Annotated in this window: 24 protein-coding genes and 2 rRNA genes; 18 read left to right on the top strand and 8 right to left on the bottom strand. The window is 69.2% G+C overall.

The genetic code is table 11. The features are described from left to right. Positions 1-307: 307 nt before the first annotated feature. The 3 genes from ACRAKI_RS04725 (at position 308) to ACRAKI_RS04735 (ending at position 4,549) form a co-directional block, all read left to right on the top strand. A 23S ribosomal RNA gene (locus tag ACRAKI_RS04725) occupies positions 308-3,389 on the top strand. A gap of 111 nt (positions 3,390-3,500) precedes the next feature. Beyond that, positions 3,501-3,617 (top strand): 5S ribosomal RNA (gene rrf, locus ACRAKI_RS04730). Between the two features lie 68 nt (positions 3,618-3,685). Next, positions 3,686-4,549: a GNAT family N-acetyltransferase gene (locus ACRAKI_RS04735; protein WP_447005825.1), complete on the top strand. Its 864-nt coding sequence runs from the start codon at positions 3,686-3,688 to the stop codon at positions 4,547-4,549. Here ACRAKI_RS04735 and ACRAKI_RS04740 read toward each other — a convergent pair. Both ACRAKI_RS04740 and ACRAKI_RS04745 read right to left on the bottom strand, forming a co-directional pair. Further along, positions 4,530-4,763, bottom strand: coding sequence for a helix-turn-helix domain-containing protein (locus tag ACRAKI_RS04740; RefSeq protein WP_447005826.1), 234 nt, complete (start codon positions 4,761-4,763; stop codon positions 4,530-4,532). The two genes, ACRAKI_RS04735 and ACRAKI_RS04740, sit on opposite strands and share 20 nt — an antisense overlap. Positions 4,764-4,777: 14 nt before the next feature. Then, on the bottom strand, positions 4,778-5,242 hold the full coding sequence (locus ACRAKI_RS04745; RefSeq protein WP_447005827.1) for an Lrp/AsnC family transcriptional regulator: 465 nt from the start codon (positions 5,240-5,242) through the stop codon (positions 4,778-4,780). Positions 5,243-5,321: 79 nt separating this feature from the next. Here ACRAKI_RS04745 and ACRAKI_RS04750 point away from each other — a divergent pair, with 79 nt between their 5' ends. The 6 genes from ACRAKI_RS04750 to ACRAKI_RS04775 all read left to right on the top strand — a co-directional run bounded on the left by ACRAKI_RS04750 (position 5,322) and on the right by ACRAKI_RS04775 (position 11,962). Then, positions 5,322-5,822 (top strand): rhodanese-like domain-containing protein, encoded by a 501-nt coding sequence (locus ACRAKI_RS04750; protein WP_447005828.1) that lies wholly within the window; start codon positions 5,322-5,324, stop codon positions 5,820-5,822. Positions 5,823-5,837: 15 nt separating this feature from the next. Further along, positions 5,838-6,575 (top strand): type 1 glutamine amidotransferase, encoded by a 738-nt coding sequence (locus tag ACRAKI_RS04755; RefSeq protein WP_447005829.1) that lies wholly within the window; start codon positions 5,838-5,840, stop codon positions 6,573-6,575. An 83-nt stretch (positions 6,576-6,658) separates the two neighbouring features. Beyond that, complete coding sequence (locus tag ACRAKI_RS04760) at positions 6,659-7,792, top strand: anion permease (RefSeq protein ID WP_447005830.1); 1,134 nt, start codon at positions 6,659-6,661, stop codon at positions 7,790-7,792. Next, complete coding sequence (locus ACRAKI_RS04765) at positions 7,789-8,013, top strand: hypothetical protein (RefSeq protein WP_447005831.1); 225 nt, start codon at positions 7,789-7,791, stop codon at positions 8,011-8,013. Before ACRAKI_RS04760 ends, ACRAKI_RS04765 begins: the two co-directional genes overlap by 4 nt. A gap of 39 nt (positions 8,014-8,052) precedes the next feature. Next, on the top strand, positions 8,053-10,995 hold the full coding sequence (locus tag ACRAKI_RS04770) for a bifunctional [glutamine synthetase] adenylyltransferase/[glutamine synthetase]-adenylyl-L-tyrosine phosphorylase (RefSeq protein WP_447005832.1): 2,943 nt from the start codon (positions 8,053-8,055) through the stop codon (positions 10,993-10,995). A gap of 37 nt (positions 10,996-11,032) precedes the next feature. Next, positions 11,033-11,962, top strand: coding sequence for an NADP-dependent oxidoreductase (locus tag ACRAKI_RS04775; RefSeq protein ID WP_447005833.1), 930 nt, complete (start codon positions 11,033-11,035; stop codon positions 11,960-11,962). Positions 11,963-12,029: 67 nt separating this feature from the next. Here ACRAKI_RS04775 and ACRAKI_RS04780 read toward each other — a convergent pair whose 3' ends face one another. After that, complete coding sequence (locus ACRAKI_RS04780) at positions 12,030-12,245, bottom strand: hypothetical protein (RefSeq protein ID WP_447005834.1); 216 nt, start codon at positions 12,243-12,245, stop codon at positions 12,030-12,032. A gap of 189 nt (positions 12,246-12,434) precedes the next feature. Here ACRAKI_RS04780 and ACRAKI_RS04785 point away from each other — a divergent pair, with 189 nt between their 5' ends. Continuing rightward, positions 12,435-13,094 (top strand): hypothetical protein, encoded by a 660-nt coding sequence (locus ACRAKI_RS04785; RefSeq protein ID WP_447005835.1) that lies wholly within the window; start codon positions 12,435-12,437, stop codon positions 13,092-13,094. Next, positions 13,095-13,343 (top strand): hypothetical protein, encoded by a 249-nt coding sequence (locus tag ACRAKI_RS04790; RefSeq protein WP_447005836.1) that lies wholly within the window; start codon positions 13,095-13,097, stop codon positions 13,341-13,343. 200 nt (positions 13,344-13,543) lie between these two features. On the opposite strand, the gene glnA is transcribed toward ACRAKI_RS04790, so the two are convergent. Further along, positions 13,544-14,968, bottom strand: coding sequence for a type I glutamate--ammonia ligase (gene glnA, locus ACRAKI_RS04795; RefSeq protein WP_447005837.1), 1,425 nt, complete (start codon positions 14,966-14,968; stop codon positions 13,544-13,546). Positions 14,969-15,163: 195 nt separating this feature from the next. Between glnA and ACRAKI_RS04800 the strand changes: the two genes are divergently transcribed. Next, positions 15,164-15,637, top strand: a complete 474-nt coding sequence (locus tag ACRAKI_RS04800) for an RDD family protein (protein WP_447005838.1) — start codon at positions 15,164-15,166, stop codon at positions 15,635-15,637. 171 nt (positions 15,638-15,808) lie between these two features. Here the strand turns inward: ACRAKI_RS04800 and ACRAKI_RS04805 are convergent, their stop codons facing one another. After that, positions 15,809-16,549 (bottom strand): DUF4191 domain-containing protein, encoded by a 741-nt coding sequence (locus tag ACRAKI_RS04805; RefSeq protein ID WP_447005839.1) that lies wholly within the window; start codon positions 16,547-16,549, stop codon positions 15,809-15,811. A gap of 63 nt (positions 16,550-16,612) precedes the next feature. Between ACRAKI_RS04805 and ACRAKI_RS04810 the strand changes: the two genes are divergently transcribed. The 6 genes from ACRAKI_RS04810 (at position 16,613) to ACRAKI_RS04835 (ending at position 21,276) form a co-directional block, all read left to right on the top strand. Then, positions 16,613-18,676 carry an ATP-dependent DNA helicase UvrD2 gene (locus ACRAKI_RS04810; RefSeq protein ID WP_447005840.1) on the top strand — a complete coding sequence of 688 codons (2,064 nt, stop codon included), beginning with the start codon at positions 16,613-16,615 and terminating at the stop codon, positions 18,674-18,676. Positions 18,677-18,951: 275 nt separating this feature from the next. Continuing rightward, entirely contained in the window at positions 18,952-19,173 is a 222-nt protein-coding gene (locus ACRAKI_RS04815; RefSeq protein ID WP_447005841.1) for a hypothetical protein, read from the top strand. A gap of 140 nt (positions 19,174-19,313) precedes the next feature. Further along, entirely contained in the window at positions 19,314-19,793 is a 480-nt protein-coding gene (locus tag ACRAKI_RS04820; RefSeq protein ID WP_447005842.1) for a WhiB family transcriptional regulator, read from the top strand. Next, positions 19,790-20,014: a hypothetical protein gene (locus ACRAKI_RS04825; RefSeq protein ID WP_447005843.1), complete on the top strand. Its 225-nt coding sequence runs from the start codon at positions 19,790-19,792 to the stop codon at positions 20,012-20,014. The genes ACRAKI_RS04820 and ACRAKI_RS04825 overlap by 4 nt, the downstream gene beginning before the upstream one ends. 174 nt (positions 20,015-20,188) lie before the next feature. After that, positions 20,189-21,100, top strand: coding sequence for a class I SAM-dependent methyltransferase (locus tag ACRAKI_RS04830; protein ID WP_447005844.1), 912 nt, complete (start codon positions 20,189-20,191; stop codon positions 21,098-21,100). A 38-nt stretch (positions 21,101-21,138) separates the two neighbouring features. Further along, positions 21,139-21,276 (top strand): hypothetical protein, encoded by a 138-nt coding sequence (locus ACRAKI_RS04835; RefSeq protein WP_447005845.1) that lies wholly within the window; start codon positions 21,139-21,141, stop codon positions 21,274-21,276. A 150-nt stretch (positions 21,277-21,426) separates the two neighbouring features. Here the strand turns inward: ACRAKI_RS04835 and ACRAKI_RS04840 are convergent, their stop codons facing one another. The 3 genes from ACRAKI_RS04840 to ACRAKI_RS04850 all read right to left on the bottom strand — a co-directional run bounded on the left by ACRAKI_RS04840 (position 21,427) and on the right by ACRAKI_RS04850 (position 24,469). Next, complete coding sequence (locus ACRAKI_RS04840) at positions 21,427-21,981, bottom strand: hypothetical protein (RefSeq protein WP_447005846.1); 555 nt, start codon at positions 21,979-21,981, stop codon at positions 21,427-21,429. 80 nt (positions 21,982-22,061) lie between these two features. Next, the gene (locus ACRAKI_RS04845; protein WP_447005847.1) at positions 22,062-23,372 is read right to left on the bottom strand and encodes an ABC1 kinase family protein; all 1,311 of its coding nucleotides are present in this window, start codon (positions 23,370-23,372) and stop codon (positions 22,062-22,064) included. Between the two features lie 86 nt (positions 23,373-23,458). After that, complete coding sequence (locus tag ACRAKI_RS04850) at positions 23,459-24,469, bottom strand: TOMM precursor leader peptide-binding protein (protein WP_447005848.1); 1,011 nt, start codon at positions 24,467-24,469, stop codon at positions 23,459-23,461.

Consider the following 24,469-nt stretch of genomic DNA (forward strand, 5'->3'; position numbering starts at 1 on the left):
AGAGCCTCGCGATCGGCGGATGATCGATCGGTGGTTGCTCAATGATGTGGATGCTGGCTACATGCAGGACCTCGGGTTGTCGACGGTGTCAGTACTGTCCGTAAGGGCGTGGAAGGGATCGTCGGGGGTTCAGGGTTTCTGTTCGGCACGCTGTTGGGTCCTGAGAGAACACGTGAGTGTTCGATCAGCGGGAAACGACAGGACGGTCTCCGTCCGCGAACCGCCGGCTCCGGTCGGTAGGCGTGGGCAGTGTGGGATGGTGTCTGGTTGTTCTTTGAGAACTGCACAGTGGATGCGAGCATCTTTGTGGCAAGTTATTAAGGGCACACGGTGGATGCCTTGGCACCAGGAGCCGATGAAGGACGTAGGAGACTGCGAAAAGCCTTGGGGAGCTGTCAACCGAGCTGAGATCCAAGGGTATCCGAATGGGGAAACCCGGCCCCAGTCATGTGGGGTCACCCACGCCTGAACACATAGGGCGTGTGGAGGGAACGCGGGGAAGTGAAACATCTCAGTACCCGCAGGAAGAGAAAACAACCGTGATTCCGTGAGTAGTGGCGAGCGAAAGCGGATGAGGCTAAACCGTATTCGTGTGATACCCGGCAGGGGTTGCGTGTGCGGGGTCGTGGGACCTGTTCGTCAGTTCTGCCGAGCTGGCAAGGAGTTATAAAACGGTGTTGTTAGCGGAACGCGTCTGGAAAGCGTGGCCGTAGAGGGTGAAAGTCCCGTACGCGAAAACTCACCGTCTTCTTACAGTGTTCCCAAGTAGCAGCGTACTCGTGAAATTCGCTGTGAATCTGGCGGGACCACCCGCTAAGCCTAAATACTACCTGGTGACCGATAGCGGACTAGTACCGTGAGGGAAAGGTGAAAAGTACCCCGGGAGGGGAGTGAAATAGTACCTGAAACCGTGTGCCTACAATCCGTCGGAGCCTTTAGGGGTGACGGCGTGCCTTTTGAAGAATGAGCCTGCGAGTTAGTGCTGCGTGGCGAGGTTAACCCGTGTGGGGTAGCCGTAGCGAAAGCGAGTCCGAATAGGGCGGTTGAGTCGCGTGGTCTAGACCCGAAGCGGAGTGATCTAGCCATGGCCAGGGTGAAGCGCGGGTAAGACCGCGTGGAGGCCCGAACCCACCAGGGTTGAAAACCTGGGGGATGAGCTGTGGTTAGGGGTGAAAGGCCAATCAAACTCCGTGATAGCTGGTTCTCCCCGAAATGCATTTAGGTGCAGCGTCGTGTGTTTCGTGCCGGAGGTAGAGCACTGGATGGTCTAGGGGGCCCACAAGCTTACCGAAATCAACCAAACTCCGAATGCCGGTACGTGAGAGCGCGGCAGTGAGACTGCGGGGGATAAGCTTCGTAGTCGAGAGGGAAACAGCCCAGAACGCCGGCTAAGGCCCCTAAGTGTGTGCTAAGTGGGAAAGGATGTGGGGTCGCCCAGACAACCAGGAGGTTGGCTTAGAAGCAGCCACCCTTTAAAGAGTGCGTAATAGCTCACTGGTCAAGTGGTCCTGCGCCGACAATGTAGCGGGGCTCAAGCACACCGCCGAAGCCGTGTCATTTCAGTGTAACGCTGGGATGGGTAGGGGAGCGTCGTTCAGCCATTGAAGCGCCGGAGTGATCCAGGTGTGGAGGCTGGACGAGTGAGAATGCAGGCATGAGTAGCGAAAGACGAGTGAGAAACTCGTCCGCCGGATGACCAAGGGTTCCTGGGCCAGGCTAATCCGCCCAGGGTAAGTCGGGACCTAAGGCGAGGCCGACAGGCGTAGTCGATGGACAACGGGTTGATATTCCCGTACCCGTGTGAACGCGCCCATGGCGAACCTTGTGATACTAACCGCCCGAAGCCCGCTCTGTCCCTTCGGGGGCGGGGTGACGTGGAGCGCGGGACCTGAACTTGTAGTAGTCAAGCGATGGGGTGACGCAGGAGGGTAGCTCCGCCAGTGAGTGGTAGTACTGGTGTAAGCGTGTAGGCCGTCTGGTAGGCAAATCCGCCAGGCATCAAGGCTGAGACGTGATGCATAGCCGATTGAGGCGAAGTAGAGTGATCCCATGCTGCCGAGAAAAGCCTCTAGTGAGTGTTCATGCGGCCCGTACCCCAAACCGACACAGGTGGTCAGGTAGAGAATACCGAGGCGATCGGGCGAACTGTGGTTAAGGAACTCGGCAAAATGCCCCCGTAACTTCGGGAGAAGGGGGGCCGAGGGATTTGAAGCCCCTTGCGGGCTAGGATTTTTCGGCCGCAGAGACCAGCGAGAAGCGACTGTTTACTAAAAACACAGGTCCGTGCGAAGTCGCAAGACGATGTATACGGACTGACGCCTGCCCGGTGCTGGAACGTTAAGGGGACCGGTTAGTCTTTCGGGGCGAAGCTGAGAACTTAAGCGCCAGTAAACGGCGGTGGTAACTATAACCATCCTAAGGTAGCGAAATTCCTTGTCGGGTAAGTTCCGACCTGCACGAATGGCGTAACGACTTCTCGACTGTCTCAACCACAGGCCCGGCGAAATTGCATTACGAGTAAAGATGCTCGTTACGCGCGGCAGGACGGAAAGACCCCGGGACCTTTACTATAGCTTGGTATTGGTGTTCGGTTCGGCTTGTGTAGGATAGGTGGGAGACTGTGAAGCGCTGACGCCAGTCAGTGTGGAGTCGTCGTTGAAATACCACTCTGGTCGTACTGGATGTCTAACCTCGGTCCGTGATCCGGATCAGGGACAGTGCCTGGTGGGTAGTTTAACTGGGGCGGTTGCCTCCCAAAGAGTAACGGAGGCGCTCAAAGGTTCCCTCAGCCTGGTTGGCAATCAGGTGTCGAGTGCAAGTGCACAAGGGGGCTTGACTGTGAGACCGACAGGTCGAGCAGGGACGAAAGTCGGAACTAGTGATCCGGCCATGGCTTGTGGAAGCGTGGTCGCTCAACGGATAAAAGGTACCCCGGGGATAACAGGCTGATCTTGCCCAAGAGTCCATATCGACGGCATGGTTTGGCACCTCGATGTCGGCTCGTCGCATCCTGGGGCTGGAGTAGGTCCCAAGGGTTGGGCTGTTCGCCCATTAAAGCGGTACGCGAGCTGGGTTTAGAACGTCGTGAGACAGTTCGGTCCCTATCCGCCGCGCGCGTAGGATACTTGCGGAAGGCTGTCCCTAGTACGAGAGGACCGGGACGGACGGACCTCTGGTGTGCCAGTTGTCCTGCCAAGGGCATTGCTGGTTGGCTACGTTCGGAAGGGATAACCGCTGAAAGCATCTAAGCGGGAAGCCTGTTCCTAGATGAGGTATCCCACCCCTTTGTGGGTTAAGGCCCCCAAGAGACCATTGGGTTGATAGGCCGGAGATGGAAGGTCGGTAACGGCTGGAGTTGACCGGTACTAATAGGCCGAGGACTTGTCATGAAGACGCTACGCATCCACTGTGCGGTTCTGAAAGAACCGAACCGGACCATCTGGTCCACCCTGTGTTTCGGGGGTGGGTCGGGTGCCTACGGGTTGGTAATTTCATAGTGTTTCGGTGGTCATAGCGGTGGGGGAACACCCGGTCCCATTCCGAACCCGGTAGTTAAGCCTTCCAGCGCCGATGGTACTGCACTCGTGAGGGTGTGGGAGAGTAGGACGCCGCCGAACATTCTTCGCCTTCAGGGGCACTCGTGATCGAGTGCCCCTGAAGGCTTTTTTGCGTTACGGTCCGACTCGTGGCCGAGCTGATCAAGCACGATGACCTGGCGGAGTTCTGGGCACGGACCAAGGACTTCTTCAACGCCGACCCGGTGGTCCACACGATCCCGGTCGCGACCGTGGACCGCTGGCTCAACCATCCCGACCCGGAAGACGAACCGCCGCTGCTGGTCACCGTCACCGAAGACGGCGTGCTGGTGGCCGCGGCCTTGCGCACTCCGCCGTGGCCGTTGACGCTGAGCGGTGTCCCGCCGAGGTGGACGGAAGCCGTGGCCGATGCGCTGGCCGGCGACGTCGAGCTCCCGGCCGTCAACGGCCCGCGGGACGCGGTGGAGGCGTTCGTCGCGGCCTGGACCGCCCGCACCGGGTGCAGCGCCCACGAGCGGAGGGCGATGCGCCTCTACGAGCTGAAGGACCTGGTGCGACCGGACATCCCCGGTCGGGCCCGCCTCGCCACGATGGACGACCTCGGCCTGCTGTCCCGCTGGCGCGTGGAGTTCGGAGCGGAGGCCGGGGGCGAGGACCAGGACGAGGAGGCCGAGGACCACGCGGAGCGGTTGCTGCGGGTCAGCCTGGAAGCCGGGTACGGCAACCTGATCTGGTGCGTCGGCGACACCCCCGTGTCCTGGGCGTCGGCGAACACACCGGCGTCCGGCATGGCCCGCATCGGCCCCGTCTACACCCCGCCGGAGCACCGCAGGCACGGGTACGGCGCGGCGGTCACCGCGGCCTGCGCGCAGTGGGCGCGGGACCACGGCGCCGAGCACGTCGTGCTCTACACCGACCTGGCCAACCCGACCTCGAACTCGGTGTACCAGCGGATCGGGTTCCGGCCGCTGGTCGACTCGGCCGAGTTCGTGTTCACCCGGGCCGGTGGCTGAGCAGGTCGCCCGGCCGGCAGCGGAGCACCTCGCACCGGGTGGTGAGCGTGCTGGACCGGATCCTCCTGGCGCGGCCGTTCTTGAGGACCGACAGGTCGACCACGGTGACGCCCACATCATGGCCAGGGACAGCATGCTCAACCCGGTGGCCAATGCCCACCACGGCCGGGACGGCTCCAACGGGCTGTCCCCCGACATGACATGCCCCCCGCATGTCGATTGTCGGCGTTATCGAGGATCCATACCGTCGAAGATCGCCCGCGTCACCGGCCGGTTCCGGGCGTGCGAGGAGAACACCAGGGACGTGGTCGTGTCGCCGTACCGCTGGGCCTGCTCCACGAACTCCTCCAGCTCCACCATCGACCGGCACACGACGCGCAGGAGCCAGCAGTCGTCCCCGGTCACGTGGTCCGCGTCGCGCACCTGCGCCAGGGTTACCACCCGTTCCCGGAACCGGGGTGTGTCCAGGCTGCGCACCCGCACCCGGACGATCGCCTCGATCGGCAGCCCGAGCCGCTGCGGGTCGACCACCGCGACGTACCCGGTGATGATCCCGACCTGTTCCAGCCGCCGCACGCGTTCGGTGGCGGCGGGCGCGGACAGCGAGACGCGCTTGGCCAGCTCGGTGAACGTCATCCGCCCGTCCCGCTGGAGCAGCTCCACCAACTTCCAATCCAGATCGTCCAGTTCCACCGTGGAATCGTAAGCCGGACCGGCCCGACACCTGGAGTTCCGCATGGGGAAGAACACGCTGGTCAGCCACCATTTACCCATGACCAACACGCTCCGCTTCCCCGCCGCCGACCCCGCTGCCGCCGCCGCGTTCTTCGCCGCGGAACTGGCCTTCGAGGCCGACCCGGACGACGTGGTCCGCGACCTGGAGGCAGGTGACACCGAGGGCTTCCAGCTCGTCGAGACGCGCAGTGCCGAGGCGTTCGCACGGGTGCGCATCCCCGGCGCGATCAACCTCCCGCACTGGGAGGTGGACGGGAAGACGACCGCCGGCTGGGACCGCGACCTCGTCTACGTCTGCTACTGCGAGAGCTTCGAGTGCAACGCCGCGACCAAGGGCGCGCTCGCCTTGTCCCGGCTCGGGTTCAAGGTGAAGCGGCTGGCCGGCGGCATCACCACCTGGCGGGCGTCCGGCTACCCCGTCGACGGTGCCGAGGTGGACGGTGTTGCGGGAGTGGGCGGCGCTGTGGTGGAAGGCGCGGGTGGGGACCGGGCCGGGGCGGGCGGATCCGCCCTGAACGGCATCCGCTGCGACTGCTGATCTACTCTCGGTCGGGTGACGCGTCTGCTCGTGCTGCAACCCGACCGCGACGACCCGCCGGCCCGCCTCGGCGAGTGGCTGACCGCCGCCGGGGCGGTGCTGGACGTGGTCGAACCGTACGACCGGCCGGTGCCGGAGACGCTCGACGGCTACCAGGGCATGGTGTGCCTGGGCGGTGCGATGGGCGCGCTGGACGACGCCGAGCACCCGTGGTTGGCCGACGTGCGCAAGCTCCTGTCCCGCGCGGTGTCCAAGCGGGTGCCGGTGCTCGCGGTGTGCCTGGGCGCGCAGCTCCTGGCCGCGGCCACGGGTGGTCAGGTGCGGCGCAGTCCGCACGGCACGCGGATCGGCCTGGACCTGGTGGCGAAGCGGGACGCGGCGAGCGGTGACCCGCTGTTCGGCGAGCTGCCGTGGACGCCTGACGTGTTCCAGTTCCACACGGACGAGGTCGCGCTGCTGCCGCCGACCGCGTTGCTGCTCGCGTCGTCCCCGAAGTGCGCCAACGAGGCGTTCCGCGTCGGTGACAAGGCCTACGGCGTGCAGTTCCACATCGAGACGACGCCGGACATGGTCGAGCGCTGGGCGGCCTCGGACCCGGACGCCGTGGCCGCCGCACGTCCCGGCGTGCTCGACGCGGACCGGCTCGCGCAGGGCCACGAGGACATCCTTGAGGTGTGGCAGCCGTTCGCCGAAAGATTCGTGCGTCTGGCGTCCGGTGAGCTGTCGATCCTGCGGAGCCTCCCGCTGGTGTGACGAACGTCTGACGCAGTGATCATTCACCTTCCGGAAAGGTAGCGTTCACCTTCGACTGTGTCGGTTCAGCCGGAGGAATCAGCGTGGATGCCTCGCTCCTCGTCATCGTCGTGGTCGTGACCGCGTTGGTGTTCGACTTCACCAACGGTTTCCACGACACCGCGAACTCGATGGCGACGTCCATCGCGACCGGCGCCATGCGGCCGCGCACGGCCGTCGCGTTCTCCGCGGTGTTGAACCTGGTGGGCGCGTTGTTGTCGGTGGAAGTCGCCAAGACCATCTCCGGCGGGCTGGTGGACGACGCGAGGATCACGCCGGCCATCGTGTTCGGCGGCCTGATCGGCGCGATCATGTGGAACCTGGTGACCTGGTACGTCGGGTTGCCGTCCAGTTCCTCGCACGCCCTGTTCGGCGGGCTCATCGGGGCCACCTGGATCGCGGCGGGCGCGGACGCGGTGCACTTCGCGAAGGTCGTGGACAAGATCGTGGCGCCCGCGATCGCCGCGCCGCTGGTCGCCGGGATCGTGGCGATGCTGGCCACCTACCTGACCTACCGGCTGACGAAGCGGGCGCGGAAGTCGGTGACGGACAAGGGCTTCAAGGCGGGCCAGATCGCGTCCGCCGCGCTCATGTCGCTGGCGCACGGCACGAACGACGCGCAGAAGACGATGGGCATCATCACGCTGACGCTGATCACGGCCGGAACCCTCGCGCCGGGTGCGGAACCGCCTCTGTGGGTGATCCTGAGCGCCGCGATCGCCATCGCGCTGGGCACCTACCTGGGCGGGTGGCGCATCACGAAGACCATGAGCACGGGCCTGACCACGATCGAGGCGCCGCAGGGCTTCGCCGCGCAGACGAGTGCGGCGACCGTGATCATGGCGTCGTCGCACCTGGGGTTCGCGCTGTCCACCACGCACGTCGCGTCCGGCGGCATCATGGGCTCGGGCCTGGCCCGGCAGCGCGACGGCGTGCGGTGGGGCGTGGCGGGGCGGATGGCGGCGGCCTGGGGGCTCACGCTGCCGGCGGCGGGCCTGGTCGGTGCGCTCGCGGGCTGGATCGCGTCGCTCGGCACGTGGGGTGTGGTGGCGGTGGCGGTGGTCGGGATGGGCATCTCGCTGGCGATCTGGTTGATGTCGCGCCGAGAGCCGGTGCGGCCGGAGCACGTGGTGGACGAGATCGCGGCGCAGGCCGAGACGCACAAGGTGGCGCTGTGAAGATCGACTGGATGGCGCTCGGCGCCGTGTTCGGGGTCAGCCTCGCGGTGGTGCTGGGGCTGGTCGTGCTGTTCTCGGGTGGCCTGCGCGCGTTGTCCGCGCGGGAGGTGGCGCAGGAACGTCAGGCGTCGACCGTGCTGCCCGCGGCGGCGGCGGTGGCCTGCATGCTGGCGTGCGTGACCGTGGTGTTGTTCGGCATCTACTTGATCGTGGCGGGCTGAGGCTCCCCGGCGCGTCCCGGCGGACTACGGTGTTCGTCGATGACCGATCCAGCTCGACTGCCCACGTCCCCCGCACGGTTCGGCCTGACCGAGGCGCGCAGCGGTGAGCACCTGCGTGCCGCCGGGTGGTGGGAGGGGCGACGGCCGAGCGAGGGCAACGAGCCGATCCTGGTGGCGTTGTCCCGCAGCCCCGACCCGGACCTGGCGCTGCTCGGCGTGGACCGGCTGCGGGTCGCGCTCGGCGACCGGTGGGCCGGGCTGGACCAGGCGTTGCGGGACAGCGAAGCGTTGCGCGGGCGGTTGTTGGCGGTGCTCGGCGGGTCCACCGCGCTGTCGGACTTCCTGATCGCGAACCCGGACCGCTGGCGCGACCTGGCCATCGCCGACCCGGTGGACGCGGAGGCGTTCACGCCCGCTCTCGTCGCCGCGGTGGACGGGTTGACCGGCGCGGACGCGGTGCGCGCGTTGCGGCTGGAGTACCGGGCGCTGCTGTGCCGGATCGCCGGCGCCGACCTGGCGCACGTGGTGGAGCCCGACCAGCTGTACGTCAGCTACGACGAGGTCGCCGCGCTGCTGTCGGACCTCGCGGTGGCCGCGTTGCGGGCCGCGCTGGACGTCGCCGAACGTCAGGTGCCGCGGGCCGACGAGTGCCGGCTCACGGTGATCGCGATGGGCAAGTGCGGCGCGCACGAGCTGAACTACGTCAGCGACGTGGACGTGGTGTTCGTCGGCGAGGGCGACATCGGGGTGGCGACCCGGCTGGCCAGCACGGTGATGCAGGTCGCGGGCCAGGCGTGCTTCGAGGTGGACGCGGCGCTGCGGCCGGAGGGCAAGGCGGGCGCGCTGGTGCGCACGCTGGACGGCCACGCCACCTACTACGAGCGGTGGGCGCGGACCTGGGAGTTCCAGGCGCTGCTCAAGGCCCGGCCGGTCGCCGGTGACGAGGAGCTGGGCCGGCGGTACATGGACGTGGTGCGCCCGCTGGTGTGGACGGCCGCCGAGCGGGAGAACTTCGTGCCCGACGTGCAGGCCATGCGCCGCCTCGTCGAGGACCACGTGCCGGCGGGCCTGACCGACCGGGAGCTGAAGCTGGGGCGCGGTGGGCTGCGGGACGTCGAGTTCGCCGTGCAGCTGCTCCAGCTCGTGCACGGGCGCGGTGACGAGGAGCTGCGGATCACCACGACGACGCAGGCGTTGGCCGCGTTGGGCCGTGGCGGGTACGTGGGCCGCACGGACGCCGCCGACTTCGGTCGCGCCTACCGGTTCCTGCGCACGTTGGAGCACCGCTTGCAGTTGCAGCGGATGCTGCGCACGCACCTGTTCCCGGCGGACGACGACGTCAGCGGGCTGCGGTGGCTGGCGCGCGCGGCGGGGTTGCAGGCCGAGGGCGGGCTGTCGGAGAGCCAGGTGCTGCTGGCCGAGTTCCGCAAGCGTGCGAACCAGGTGCGCAGGCTGCACGAGAAGCTGTTCTACCGGCCGTTGTTGCAGGCCGTCGCGAACGTGCCGACGGAGGCTCTGCGGCTGACCACGTCCCAGGCCGCGGCCAGGCTCGCCGCGTTGGGCTACGCCGCCCCCGACGGCGCGTTGACGCACATCGAGGCGCTGACCAAGGGCGTTTCCCGGCGGGCGCGGATCCAGACGGCGCTGCTGCCGGTGCTGCTGGACCTGTTCGCCGCCACACCGGACCCGGACCGCGGGCTGCTGGCGTACCGGCGGGTGTCGGAGGCGCTCGCCGAGACGCCCTGGTACCTGCGGCTGCTGCGGGACGAGGGCACGGTGGTCGACCGGCTGGCCGCGTTGCTGGGCACGTCGAAGTTCGTGCCGGACCTGCTGGTGCGGGCGCCGGAGGTGCTGCGGCTGCTGGCCGACACCGAGGCGTTGATCGGTGGCGACCCGATGGCCATCGGCAACCCGCTGCGCAGCACCGTGTCCCGGTACAGCGACCTGGGTCGTGCGGTCACCGCGGCACGGTCGTTGCGCCGCCAGGAGCTGCTGCGGGTGGCGTCGGCGGACCTGCTGGGGTTGGTGCCGCTGCGGACGGTGTGCGTGTCGCTGTCCGAGGTGTGGGTGGCGGTGCTGCGGGCGGCGTTGGACGCGGTGGTGCGGGGTTCCGGCGAGCCGCAGGCCACGATCGCGGTCATCGGCATGGGCCGGCTCGGTGGGCGTGAGCTGGGGTACGGGTCGGACGCCGACGTGATGTTCGTGTGCGAGCCCGCGCCGGGCGTGACGGACTCGGATGCCGCCCGCTACGCGTCGTCCGTGGTGGAGGAGGTGCGGCGGCTGCTCAGCGCGCCGAGCCAGGACCCGCCGTTGCAGGTGGACACCGACCTGCGGCCGGAGGGCAGGCAGGGGCCGCTGGTGCGCACGCTGGAGTCGTACCGGGCGTACTACGCGCAGTGGGCCGAGCTGTGGGAGGCGCAGGCGTTGCTGCGGGCGCGGTTCATCGCGGGTGACGAGGAGCTGGGCGCGCGGTTCATCGGGATGATCGACCCGGTGCGGTACCCGGCCGGCGGCTTGGACGCCACGGCGGTGCGGGAGATCCGGCGCATCAAGGCGCGCGTGGAGGCTGAACGGCTGCCGCGCGGCGCCGACCCGTTCACGCACACCAAGCTGGGGCGGGGTGGGCTGGCGGATGTCGAGTGGACCCTGCAGCTGTTGCAGTTGCAGCACGCGTCCGAGGTGCCGGGGCTGCGGACGCCGTCGACCGTGCGCGGGCTGCGTGCGGCGACCGAGGCGGGGCTGATGGCGCCGGAGGACGAGTCCGCGCTGGTGGAGGCGTGGATGATGGCGACCAGGGCGCGGAACGCGGTGGTGCTGGTCCGGGGCAAGGCCGGTGACCAGCTGCCCACGGCGGGGCGTGACCTGGCGGCGGTGGCGTCGGCGATGGTGCACGGCACCGACCAGGGGGAGTTCCTGGACTCGTACCGGCGCACGACGCGGCGGGCGCGAGCCGTGGTCGAGCGCATCTTCTACGGTTCCTGACCAGCGCGTCCCCCGCGGTTCCTGAACACTGGAGTGCGTGAAAGCGATCGCGCAGAGCCGATTCGGAGATGCCGACGTCCTCGAGCTGCGGGAGCTGCCGGACCCGCCGATCGCCCTGGACCAGGTGTTGGTCGAGGTCCGGGCGGCCGGGGTGAACCCGGTGGACCGACTCGTGCGGATGGGGTACGTGGCGGGTTCGGTGCCGCACCACTTCCCGCTGGTCCCGGGCTGGGACGTGGCCGGCGTGGTGCGTGCCGTCGGGCCCGCGGTGGACGGGTTCGCGGTCGGCGACGAGGTGTTCGGCTACCAGCGCAAGGACCACGTGCAGCACGGGACGTACGCGGAGCTGGTCGCGGCGACCGAGCGCGGGTTGGCGCACAAGCCGGCGACGCTGTCGTTCGAGGAGGCGGGCGGGCTCGCGTTGACCGGGCTGACGGCGTTGCAGGCGTTGCGGAAGGTCGGGGTGTCCGCCGGTGACACGGTGCTCGTGCACGCCGCCGCCGGTGGCGTCGGGCACCTCGCCGTGCAGGTGGCGCGGATCCTGGGCGCTTCGCGGGTGATCGGCACGGCGTCACCGCGCAACCACGCGTTCCTCCGGTCGCTCGGTGCTGATCCGGTGGCCTACGGGGACGCGCTGGTGGACAACGTGGCCGAGCTGGTCGGCGGCGACGGACTGGTCGACGTGGCGTTCGACTGCGTCGGCGGTGCGGCGCTCAACGACTCGCCCGCGCTGGTGCGCGACCCGGCCCGCATCGTGTCCATTGTGGACACCAATGTGCTGGAGCTGGGCGGGCGCTACGCGTACGCCAAGCCGGTGGCCGCGGACCTGGACTGGTTGGCCGGGCAGGCGGGCTCGGGGGCGCTGAAGGTCGAGGTGCAGCAGACGTTCCCGCTGGCGCTGGCCGCGGAGGCGCACCGGCTGCTGGAGGGCAAGCACGTGCGCGGCAAGGTCGTGCTCACGGTCTGACGGTCCGGCTGTGCGGCGGTGCGTTTGGTGAAGGGCCCCCGTCGACGACGAGGGCCCCTCGGCTGTCTCACTCCTCGTCGACGGTCGGGACCGAGGTGAGCAGTTCGACGATCCACTCCTCGACGAGCGTGTCGTCGGACTCCTCGTCCTGGACGAGGCGGTTCGACACCCGGACGCCGAGGCCGAGCACGTCGGCTGCGCCGATCGCCTCGATCGCCTCGGAGGCGGAGTCGAAGATGTTGGTGGACAGCACCTGGGCGGTGTTCGCGACGTCATCAGACACGGCGTGACCCTAACCGGCGGCCACGACCGGTGCATGGGCAGCCCCGGTGTCGACGGTGTGTCCACTGAGGGCTACGCAGGGTCGATTCAGGGCCGCTGCGCATTGACTATTGGTGTTCCGTATGTCGAGACTGTCGACACTAATGGGGGATCTTCCCGTTCGCACGCGTGCGCCCGGACGAAGGACGTCATGGACGACGAGAACCAGACCCACCGCAAGAAGAGCAGCGCGGTACTGAAGGTCGGCATGGTCATGCTCGGCGTGCTGGTGCTGCTCGGTGTCATCCAGGCGGTGACCGCCGGCACGGTCGGTGTCGGCCCCTTGAGCGTCACCCTGCGCGAAACCCCTTCGACGGTCCCGACGACGCCGTCGTCCCCGTCCTCGTCCGCTGATGAACCGGTCAGCCTGGACGGCGCCGTGGGGTCGGCCCCGACCTCCTCCTCGCCTTCGGACGACGACGCGCCGCCCAGCGCGGAGACCAAGACCGTCAGCGGGTCGTGGAAGCAGGCGCGGGGCCTGCTGACCGTGGAGGTCACCAAGGTCGAGAACGAGGGCGGCCGGCTGAAGGTCTTCGTCACCGCGATCAACGCCAGCACCTCGAAGATGGACCTGCCGGTCGTGTCGATCTCGGCGGTGGACGACGCGGAGCGCGAGTACGCCGCGTCCCTGTCGACCAGCCGGTGGCCGGCGTCGATCGGGAAGAACTCGGCCATCAACGGTTTCGTGGTGCTGGACCGGACGGCGAGCGCGGCCGGGACGACGTTCTCGCTGACGTTCTCCGGGATCATCGGTCAGCTGGCGCCGACCGGTGGTGAGGTGACCGTCACCGGCGTCCCGATCCCGAAGTAGGTGGACGTCCTCCTCGGCGTGGCGCTGGGTCTGCTGGGCCTGTGGTCGGTGCTGCTCCTGGGCCTGTTCCTGATCCGACCGCGGGGCAGCAACGCCCTGGCCCTGGCGATCCGCCTGCTACCCGACGTCCTGCGCCTGGTCACCCGCCTGGCCCGGGACGACCGCGTCCCCCGCCCCGCCCGCGTCCGGTTGTGGCTGCGGAACTCTGGCCGGGGACGCCGGACGGCCTGGCCGTGGTGCGCAGGCTGACCAGGACCTGATCCCGAGGGCTTCGGCGTGGTCAGTCCCGGGGGTTGAAGGGCGTTTCGCGAGAACGACCGAGGGCCGGGTGACTGTGGTAGTCACCCGGCCCTCGGCCTCCGATCCGGACGGCCTCTCCAGCTCACACGGCCCGGAGACGGCCTGCGCGGGGCTTCAACCGTGGAACGGCTGGTCAAGCCCCGCGCCGATCACACGTCGTAGTACAGCGCGAACTCGTACGGGTTCGGGCGCAGGCGGAGGGGGTCGATCTCCTGCTCGCGCTTGTACGAGATCCAGGTGTCGATGACGTCCGGCGTGAAGACGCCGCCCTCCAGCAGGAACTCGTGGTCCGCCTCGAGGTTGTCCAGCACCGCGTCGAGGGTGGCCGGCACCTGCTTGACGTCGCGGGCCTCCTCGGGCGGCAGCTCGTAGAGGTCCTTGTCGATCGGGGCCGCCGGCTCGATCTTGTTCTTCACGCCGTCGAGGCCCGCCATGACCATCGCCGAGAAGGCGAGGTACGGGTTGCCCGACGAGTCGGGGCAGCGGAACTCGATGCGCTTGGCCTTCGGGTTGTTGCCGGTGATCGGGATGCGCACGCAAGCCGACCGGTTGCGCTGGGAGTAGACCAGCGACACCGGGGCCTCGTAGCCCGGCACGAGGCGGTGGTACGAGTTCACCGTGGGGTTGGTGAACGCCAGCAGCGACGGGGCGTGGTGCAGGATGCCGCCGATGTAGTGCCGCGCCATGTCCGACAGGCCCGCGTAACCGGACTCGTCGTGGAACAGCGGCTGGCCGTCCTTCCACAGCGACTGGTGCGTGTGCATGCCCGAGCCGTTGTCGCCGAACAGCGGCTTCGGCATGAACGTGACGGTCTTGCCGGCCTGCCACGCGGTGTTCTTGATGATGTACTTGAACAGCATCAGGTCGTCCGCGGCGTGCAGCAGCGTGTTGAACCTGTAGTTGATCTCGGCCTGGCCGCCGGTGCCCACCTCGTGGTGCGCGCGCTCGACGGTGAAGCCCTGGTCCTGCATGTTGAGGACCATCTTGTCGCGCAGGTCGGCGTAGTGGTCGGTCGGCGTGACGGGGAAGTAGCCGCCCTTGTACTTGACCTTGTAGCCGCGGTTGCCGCCCTCTTCCTCGCGGCCGGTGTTCCAGGCGCCCGAGATCGCGTCGATCTCGTGGAAGGAGGCGTTCGCGGTGGTGTCGAAGCGGATCGAGTCGAAGATGTAGAACTCGGCCTCGGCGCCGAAGTACGCGGTGTCCGCGATGCCCGACTCGGTGATGTACTGCTCGGCCTTGCGCGCGATGTTGCGCGGGTCGCGGCTGTAGGCCTCACGCGTGAACGGGTCGTGCACGAAGAAGTTGACGCACAGCGTCTTCTCGATCCGGAACGGGTCGAGGCGCGCGGTGAACAGGTCGGGCAGCAGCAGCATGTCCGACTCGTGGATCGACTGGAAGCCGCGGACCGACGAGCCGTCGAACGCGAGGCCCTCGGCGATGGCGTCGGCGTCGAACGCGGAGGCGGGGAGCGTGAAGTGCTGCATCACGCCGGGCAGGTCGCTGAAGCGGACGTCGACGAACTTCACGCCCTCGTCGGAAATGAACTTCAGGACCTCGTCGGGATTCTTGAACACCCTCGTCGACTCCTCTGCTGCGGTGGGGGCGTGGTTCTACGCCGCTGCGGTGTGCGGCCGGCCATCGTGGCGAAACTATGACCGTGTTGTTGCCCAGCCATCACCCCGGTGTTTCGCCAGTGTTAACGGGGTGCCCGAGCCGGGCAACCCGGCCGCCGCTCCTCACCCGCTGAGCACGGCCCTTACTCTGGTGGGGTGAGCAAGTGGACCGGTTCGTGGCTGTCTGGACCTCGCTCGGCGCTGGAGCCCGGCGCCGACTCCGGTGACGGTACCGGGCAGCGATGGCGTGGTGAACGTCTCGGACTGTCGCAGTCGGGCCCCGGCTCGATCGCGTCCACCGGTCGGCGGGCGTTCGCGATCCTGGTCGACTTCCTGCTCTCGGCGGGTGTCGCGGGCCTGTTCACGATGCCCGACCTGCCGCAGAACTGGAGCCTGCTGGCCTGGTTCGCCATCACCGTCGTCGGCGTCGGCTTCTTCGGCTTCACCCCTGGTCACGCGCTGTTCGGGCTGCGGGTCGCCCGGCTGGACGGCGCGGGCGTCGTCGGCGTGCCCCGGGCCGCCCTGCGGACGGTGCTGATCTTCCTCATCATCCCGGCGGTGGTGTGGGACGCCGACGGTCGGGGTCTGCACGACAAGGCGGCGGGCACGGTCGTCATCCGCGTCCGCTGACCGCGCCGGCCGCGTGAACTGCTGAGACTGGGCCGCGGTCAAGAGCGACTGCGGCCCGGAACGACTCCTGGCACGAGAACGACTCCGGCACCGTGCCGCGGTGTGCGGTTCACGGTGCCGGAGTGGACGACTCGCGGTGTCCGAGTGGACGACTCGCGCGGGGTCGGGAGGTCAGCGGCGGCGCATGGCGCGCTGCACGTTGCGCATCTTGGCGCCCTGGGGCATCGGGCCCTTGGGCAGTGCCGCGCCACGGCTGGCCAGCGCGGCGAGCCGGTTGTCGATCGTGTCGACCTGGGCGGTCGAGATGTTGCGCGGCAGCTTCATCAGGTGGCCCTGCAGCTTGCGCAGCGGGACCTGGCCTTCCTCCGTGCCCACGACGAGGTCGTAGATCGGCGTCTCGCCGACCACGCGCGCCACCCGCTTCTTCTCCTGCGCGAGCAGGCCCTTGACCCGGTGCGGCGCGCCCTCGGCGACCAGCACCACGCCCGGCCGGCCGAGCACCCGGTGCACCATGTCACCGCTCGTCGTGCCCGCGACCGCCTGGGTGACCCGCCACTTGCCGCGCAGGTTGTCCAGCGCCCACGCCGCCGCGCCCGGCTGCCCGTCCGCCTTCGCGTACACGGTGCGCTGCACCCGGCGGCCGAACACGATGACGGCGAGCAGCGCGCCCACCGCGATGCCCATCGGCAGCAGCACCCAGTGCATGTCCCAGATGAGGCCGATCAGGAACGCCGCGGCCGTCGCGCCGAGCAGGCACGCCAGCATCAACGGCACGAGCGCCTTGTCCTCGCGGCGCTGCATCTTGAACGCCTCGAAGATCTGGCTGCGCTTCGCCTTCGATGCCGCGCGCCGAGCCTTCGCCGCTTCCTTGGAGGCCGCCTTGGCAGCCGCCTTGTCCTGCTTACCAGCCATACCCACCAGGATACGGCGCGCCGTGTCGCCCCATCACGGGAGGACTCGCTGTGCTCTGCGAGGATGCAGCGCATGGACCGGCTGCTGGAGGGACTGGACCCGGAACAGCGTGCCGCCGTGGAAGCTCCGCGCGGCCCGGTGTGCGTGCTCGCGGGGGCCGGCACCGGCAAGACCCGGACGATCACGCACCGGATCGCCTACCTGGTCCAACGTGGGCACGTTTCCGCTGGTCAAGTCCTCGCCGTCACGTTCACCGCACGTGCCGCGGGTGAGATGCGGACCCGGTTGCGGGCGCTCGGCGCGCACGGCGCGCAGGCCCGCACGTTCCACGCCGCCGCGCTGCGCCAGCTCCGGTACTTCTGGCCCAGGGTGGTCGGCGGCGAGCAGTGGCAGCTGATCGACCGGAACAAGCTGCGGCTGGTCGCGCAGGCCGCCAACCGGGCGGGGCTGTCCACCGAGTCCGATTCGCTGCGCGACCTGGCGGGCGAGATCGAGTGGTCGAAGGCGTCGCTGATCTCGCCCGAGGACTACCCGGTCGAAGCCGGCCGCACCAGCCGGGACACGCCCGCGCCCGTCGAGCAGGTCGTGCAGGTCTACCGGACGTACGAGGAGCTGAAGAACCAGGCGCAGCTGCTCGACTTCGACGACCTGCTCCTGCACACGGCGGCGGCGCTGGAGGAGCACGGCGAGGTCGCCGAGGAGTTCCGCGACCGGTACCGGTGCTTCGTGGTGGACGAGTACCAGGACGTCACACCGCTGCAGCAGCGTGTGCTGAACGCGTGGTTGGGCGCGCGCGACGACCTCACCGTGGTCGGCGACGCGAACCAGACCATCTACTCCTTCGCGGGCGCCTCACCGCGTCCGCTGCTCGACTTCCAGCGCCGGTTCCCCGAGGCCGTCGTGGTGCGGCTGGAGCGCGACTACCGGTCCACCCCGCAGGTCGTTGGCCTCGCCAACGAAGTGATCAAGTGGGCGCGCGATCGCCCCGCCGGGTCGCGGCTGCGGCTGATCGGTCAGCGGCCGGACGGTCCGCGACCGTCGTTCACCGAGTTCGACGACGAGCCGCTGGAGGCCGCGGCGGTCGCCCAGCGGGTGAAGGCGCTGCTGGACGAGGGCGTGGCGGCGAGCGAGATCGCCGTGCTCTACCGGGTCAACGCGCAGTCGGAGGTCTTCGAGCAGGCGCTGGCCGAAGTGGGCGTGCCGTACCAGGTGCGCGGCGGCGAGCGGTTCTTCCAACGGGCCGAGGTGCGGCAGGCGATGGCCGCGCTGCGGTCGGCGGTGGCGCACGAGCCGACCGGCGAGTTGCCGAAGGTGGTGCGGGAGGTGCTGGCCGGGATCGGCCTGACCGACGAGCCGCCCGCCGGCGGGTCGGCGCGGGAGAAGTGGGAGTCCCTGCTCGCGCTGGTCGAGCTGGCGGAGGAACTGGTCACCGCGGTCGACGGCGCGGACCTGCCGAAGTTCGTCGCCGAACTCGACCTGCGCGCCGAGGCCCAGCACCCGCCGACCGTGGAGGGCGTGACGCTCGCGTCCCTGCACGCGGCGAAGGGGCTGGAGTGGGACGCGGTGTTCCTGGTCGGACTGGTCGAGGGCACGCTGCCGATCCAGCACGCGGACGGCGACGACGCGGCGATCGAGGAAGAGCGGCGGTTGCTGTACGTGGGCGTGACGCGCGCCCGCGTGCACTTGTGGATGTCGTGGGCGTTGGCGCGTGCGTCCGGCGGACGTCGTTATCGGCGGCGCAGCCGGTTCCTCCACGGGCTGGTGCCGGAGGACCACCCGGCGTCGCGGGCGGCCAAGCGCGAGCCGCTGCAGAAGCGGCCCAAGCCGCAGTGCCGGGTGTGCGGGTCGGCGTTGGTCGACGCGCGGGCGGTCAAGCTCAGCCGGTGCTCCTCGTGCCCGTCGGACGTGGACGAGGAGTTGTTGGGCAAGTTGAGGGCGTGGCGGGCGGACCGGGCGCGTGAGCTGAAGGTGCCGGCGTACGTGGTGTTCACCGACGCGACCCTGGTCGCCATCGCCGAGCAGCGGCCCGAGGACGTCGCCGGGCTGGTGTCGATCTCCGGCATCGGCGCCGCCAAGCTCGACCGCTTCGGCGACGACGTCCTGGCCCTCGTGCGCGGCGGGCGTTGACGAGCGGACTGATCCACCGGCGCTGCCCGCGGGCCGTGATCGGCCGGCGGTGACGCGGCTGTCCCGCCGGCGGGCGGACTGGTCCGGACGAGTGTTCGCGTCCTAGCCTCTGTGCAGGGCAAACGCGGAATCTTCACTCGATCGACAGTTATTTGGAAAAACCGGTTGCACCTGCCGTGCGCCGAGTCATAACCTGCTCAGGCCGGGCGCGATGCGCCCGCTGGGGATTCAAGAGCTTGCAGTCGACAACAGGACGCCCGAGGAGGTGACCGGTGGTGAACACTCTCATGTGCTTCGAGACGCCCGGTTACCTGATGTCCGGGGTGGACCTGGTGTCCGGCGCTGCTCGTGTCGCGGGGGAGAAGTCTGCCCGCGATCGCCACGCCCTCGGTTGGGGCGGCGAGCGAGTTCAGCTGATTCAGCTGCCGGCGCTGCACGCGTCGACCTTTGTCCCGACTGAGAACGTTGCGCCGTCCGCGCGAGAGCGAAGTACCTGACCACCTCGTAGTCAGGCCACGAAGCTCACAAAGGCCGCGGACCCGTAACCGGATCCGCGGCCTTTGTGCTGTTCAAACCCGTTTTGCCGTACGCAGTCGCACCACCGAACCCCATGCAAGACCGTGACAGGAGTCCACTGATGTTGACCGTGACCGTCCCCATAAACGGGACGTTGTCCACCGAGTCGGAGTTCGTCGGAGCCGGAGTCGCATCCCTGATCGACACCGCGCCCGACGCCGGCTTGGAGCTTCCTTGCCGTACCAACAACCCTGACCTGTGGTTCGCCGACGCGCCGGCGGAGTTGGAGGAGGCGAAGAAGTTCTGCGCCACCTGCCCCGTGATCGCCGAGTGCCTGGCGGGCGCGATCGCCCGCCACGAGCCCTGGGGGGTCTGGGGTGGCGAGATCTTCGAGCGCGGAGCTGTGATCGCGCGGAAGCGTCCCCGTGGACGTCCGCGCAAGGACGCAGCACCCGTTGTGCCCGCGGCACCTGCCGCGACCGTTGTGCCCGCGGCGCCTGCCGCGACCGTTGTGCCCGCGGCGCCTGCCGCGACCGTTGTGCCCGCGGCGCCTGCCGCGACCGTTGTCCGGGGGGCTAACGACCAGGAGGCCGCCGCGTGACCACGTACCGATCCACCACTGACGAAACGATGCTCACCGAAGTGAACCCCAAGGGGAACCCCATGCTGCTCGAAGAAAATCTTGCCAGATCCCGAATGTATGACGCGGAGATATTCGCGCGACAGCATCGGCTGGCCCACCGGCTCGTCGTCGCCCGCAGGTGGCGCCGGCTGGCCGGATGGGCCCAGCGCAGGGCCGCTCTGAAGGCTCACGCGATCTGATGCACGCCGCGGCCCTCCATCCCCGCCCACGCGGGGATGGAGGGCCGCGCTGTATCGCGTGGGCGGAGATAACGGGCGCACGGCACTCGGCGTACGGCAATCCGGCACGCCATCCCGTTGGGGCGGCGGGATTTCGGTGGGAGGGTTTCGCCCGTTCTGGGTACGGTGCGACTTGTGGCCGTTCACTCACACAACCATGCCCATACCCACGACGGGATCGACTGGTCGTCCCAGCTGAAGGCACGGCGCCATGCCGACGAGCTGGACGCCGAGGCCCACCGCGTGGTCGCGCGCAGACTCGTCCACACCCTCCCCGACAACCCGACCGTGCTGGACGTGGGCTGCGGCACGGGTGGGATGAGCGTGGCGCTGGTCGAAGCCCTGTCCGCTCGCGGTGGCGGCCAGGTCGTCCTGGTCGACGCGGTGCCCGAGATGCTGGACGCCGCGACGGGGTCGGCCCGGTCGGCCGCCACCTACGAGACCGACACGACCAGGGCGACCGTGCGCATCCGGCCGGTCCTCGCCGACCTGGCCACCGAACGGCCGGCCGAGATCGCCGGGGCCGCCCAGCTGGTGTGGGCGTCGAACGTGGTGCATCACCTCCCTGATCAGCGTGCGGCGGTGTCCGGGTTGGTCGAGGCGGTCGCGCCCGGTGGGTGGTTGGCGCTCGCCGAAGGCGGGTTGTCGGGCAAGTTCCTCCCGTTCGACCTGGGGGTCGGCGACCCCGGTTTGCAGGATCGGCTGATCGCCGCCCGTGCCCAGTGGTTCGTGCGGATGCGGGAGAACATCACCGGCGCCGTTCCCATGCACGGCGGCTGGAACCTCGCGCTCGCCGACGCCGGTCTCGTGGACGTGACGGCGTTCAGCTACCTCATCGACCACCCCGCGCCGGCCAAGCAGGCGGTGCGCGACTGGGCGGTCAACCACCTGGAGTGGTACGAGGAGGCCGCCGGCGACCTGCTGCACCCCGCCGACCGCCGCACCGTCCGGCAACTGCTCGACCCGCAGGACCCAGCCTTTCTCGGGCTGCGCGACGACGTGTTCATGCTGATCGCCAACACCGTGTACCTCGGCCGCAAGCCGTGACCGACGCCTGCGCCAGGTGTGGTCGGACGCGGTCCTCGGTGACCGATCCGGCCGCGCTGTTGGCGTGGGTGCGCGAGCGGGAACGCGGAGTCGACCGGTGGCTGTGCCCCGACTGCGCGCGAGCCCATGTCCGGGACATCGAGGGCAAGCTGCCCAGCGACTACTGGTCCCGCTGACGACCGGGTCCCGGCGACCCGCACACCCCCACAGTGGCTACCTCGCCTGCGGTGACGAACGCGGCGCGGTGACCAGCACATGCCGCCGTGACGACCAGCCACCGTGCCCACCGGGCGTGGTGGTGGGAGGTCGGGTGTGGTGGCCGGTGGTCAACGGAGCAGGGCGGACAGCAGGCGTAATGCCGATCTGGCGGTGGCCGAGCCTCGCCTGTTGCCCGCGTTCAGCTCCGCCGTCAGACCGTCGACCGTGCACAGGCCCGACCGGACCGCTGTCGCCAGCATGTGGTGTTGGCGCAGGGCGTCCGGCTCGTGCCGGGCGGCATCGACCACCGCCCGGTTCGGCTCGGCCAGCGGCAGGCCGTCCCGGAAGACCACGGCCGGCGGTCTGGTGGTGCGTTCCAGCAGCACCTGGTCGGCGCCGGAGCGGCGACTGGCCGCCGGTTGCAGCAGGTGTATCCGCGCCGGCGGCGGTAGGGCACGGAGGCCGTGGGCGTGGAGCGCGTCCATGCCCGTGACCACCGTGCCCGGCCCCGCGTAGGCCAAGGCCGCACGCACGCGCTGCGCCCTGGTCGGCGGGCCGGCGCCGAGCAGCAGCACACCCGGCAGGATGCGCTGCCACGGCCCGCCGGGGCGGCACTTCAGGTCGATCACGTAGCCCGGCACGCCGGTGGCCCTCAGGTCCGTCGCCTTGATCACTTGGTCCATGGGTCGATCTTCCGGGGGTTCCGGGGACCGGGCCATGGGCCGTCGGTGATCTGTGGACAAGTCGGCGTGCTGTGGACAACTCAGTCGTCGAAGCCCGGCTGCCACCGCGCCACAATGGCCCTGGCCTGCACGTTCGCGTCGAGCTGGCAGAGGATGCCCGTCGCGCCGAGCGTGACCCTGTGGATAAGCAGGTACTGCGGGGGCAGGTTCAACCACCTCCCGGCTTGCGACTCCGGGTTCTGGAAGTCGCTCACGCGCTCCGCCTCGGACTGCAGCCACTTGCGGGTGAAGTGGAACGTCTCGGTCCGCAGCGGCTCGACGAACGGCCCCAGGTAGTTCATCAGGTCTTCGGGATCCATCTCCGTCCCGGGGCGGATGAACCGCTCCGCCCGGAACAGCTCCACCAGGTCCTCCGACCGACCTTCCAGCGCCATCCTGGTGATCACGCCGAGCGTCTTGGGCAGCCCGTCGGGCAGCCGCGCGACCGCGCCGAAGTCGATCACCCGCAGCCGCCCGTCCGAACCGAGCATGAAGTTGCCGGGGTGCGGGTCGGCGTGCAGCAAGCCGGACCGGCTCGGCGCGGAGAAGTGGAACTCCGACAGCAACTGCCCGGCCAGGTCCCGATCGGCCCGGTCGCCGTCACGGATGATCTTGGACAGCAGCGTGCCCTCGGTCCACTCGGTGACCATCACCTTCGGCGAGCTGGCCACCACCCGCGGCACGGACACCCGGTCGTCACCGTCGAACGCCTTGGCGAAGATCCGCTGGTTGTCCGCCTCGGTCCGGTAGTCCAACTCCTCCAGGTAGCGGTCCCGCAGTTCCTCCAGGAGCGGCTTCACCTCGATCCCCGGCGCCATCACCTGGAAGACCCGGCTGAACCGCAGCAGTTGCTTCAGATCGGCCTGCAACGCCTCGTCCGCGCCCGGGTACTGCACCTTCACCGCCACGTCGCGGCCGTCGTGCCACACCGCCCGGTGCACCTGCCCGATGCTCGCCGATGCGGCGGGCGAGTCGTCGAACGACGAGAAACGCTTCGTCCACGCCGAACCCAGCTGCTCGGTCAGCACGCGGTGCACGGTGCGGATCGGCATCGGCGGTGCGGACGTCTGGAGCTTGGTCAACGCCTCGCGGTACGGCCCCGCGAGCTCGTCCGGCACCGCGGCCTCGAACACGCTCAAGGCCTGGCCGAACTTCATCGCACCGCCCTTGAGCTGCCCGAGGACCGCGAAAACCTGTTCCGCGGTCTTCGCCGTCATCTCGGCGTTGACCTCTTCGGAACTGCGGCCTGCAAGGCGCTTCCCCCAGCCGCCCACCACGCGGCCCGCCACCCCGAGGGGAAGGCTGGCCAGCTTGGCGGTGCGGTGCGCTGCCTTCCGTGGGATCTCGCTCACCCGGTGATTCTCCTCCCCGACCGTTCGCGTGGTCGCGGCAATGCCCGCCACCACCCAAAACCTACACAGGCCTCCCTGAGGGTGGATCACAGCGCGGAACGGCACTCGCAACGCGGGTGCACCGGCGCGATCCGGTGCTCCACCGAGCCGGTGAACGCGTCGACCTCCAGTGTCGCGTCCCAGGTCGGCGGCCTGGTCGAGGACTCCTCCGAATGGTCCAGAGCCAGCAACGCCTGGCCCACCGCGACACCCGCGGTGGCCGTGACGGTGGCCAGATCGGCGTGCTGCGGCCGGTCCACGAGTTGGGCGGCTATCAGCGGCCACGCCGGGTCCAGGTCGGCCTGGTGGCGGTCCGCGCACCTCAGGCAGCTGCTGCGGCCCGGCACCACCAGCGGACCCACCACGCCCAACCCTTCGCGAACCCGCACGGCGAGGTGCGGGGTGCGGGCGGAGGCGAGTTCGTGCAGCAACTCCGGGGCGGGCACCAACGCGTCGGCCAACACCACCAGATCCGTGCCACGACCCACCGGCCGCACGGAGCCGCACGCCCGCCGGACCGCGTCCCGGGCGGCGTCGGCGCGCATCCGACCGATGTCCGACTCGATGTAGCCCGATCCGGTGTCCTCAGGCCCGACGCGTCCCCGGGCTATCACCCGAACGTGTGCCACACCGGAGGCCGCCAGGAGCGCCGCGACGGTCACCGCGAGCCGCCCCTCGCCGTGCACGACGACGGATCTGGCGGCACGGGCGGCAGGCAGCCGGACCGCGGAACGACGGGTGCGCAGCGCCCAGCCCGTCACCTCCGCGGTCAGCCGGGCGTGCGGCGCGGGCACCGATTCCTCGACCAGGCCGGCGCGCGCCAGACCGTGCAGGACGCCGGTGAACTCGGCCGCCTGGTCACCGTGGCCGTCGAGCCGTTCCCGCAGGTCGGACAGGGTGTGCTGGCCGGTGAGGCCGAGCAGCACGGACGACATGGGCTCGGGCACGTCCTCGACCAGCATGGCGTGTCGGGGGTCGGTGCCGATCTGCACGACGTCGTCCCGGCGGCGCAGCAGCGGCAGGCCGGGCAGCACCCTTGGGCGGTTGGGGAGGTCCAC

Source organism: Saccharothrix isguenensis, from assembly GCF_052936305.1.

Excerpts from the sequence above, each read along its gene's own strand:
- ACRAKI_RS04740 (WP_447005826.1), bottom strand. The coding sequence starts at position 4,763 with ATGCGGGGGGCATGTCATGTCGGGGGACAGCCCGTTGGAGCCGTCCCG.
- ACRAKI_RS04750 (WP_447005828.1), top strand. The coding sequence starts at position 5,322 with ATGACCAACACGCTCCGCTTCCCCGCCGCCGACCCCGCTGCCGCCGCC.
- ACRAKI_RS04770 (WP_447005832.1), top strand. The coding sequence starts at position 8,053 with ATGACCGATCCAGCTCGACTGCCCACGTCCCCCGCACGGTTCGGCCTG.
- ACRAKI_RS04785 (WP_447005835.1), top strand. The coding sequence starts at position 12,435 with ATGGACGACGAGAACCAGACCCACCGCAAGAAGAGCAGCGCGGTACTG.
- ACRAKI_RS04805 (WP_447005839.1), bottom strand. The coding sequence starts at position 16,549 with ATGGCTGGTAAGCAGGACAAGGCGGCTGCCAAGGCGGCCTCCAAGGAA.
- ACRAKI_RS04810 (WP_447005840.1), top strand. The coding sequence starts at position 16,613 with ATGCAGCGCATGGACCGGCTGCTGGAGGGACTGGACCCGGAACAGCGT.
- ACRAKI_RS04820 (WP_447005842.1), top strand. The coding sequence starts at position 19,314 with ATGTTGACCGTGACCGTCCCCATAAACGGGACGTTGTCCACCGAGTCG.
- ACRAKI_RS04840 (WP_447005846.1), bottom strand. The coding sequence starts at position 21,981 with ATGGACCAAGTGATCAAGGCGACGGACCTGAGGGCCACCGGCGTGCCG.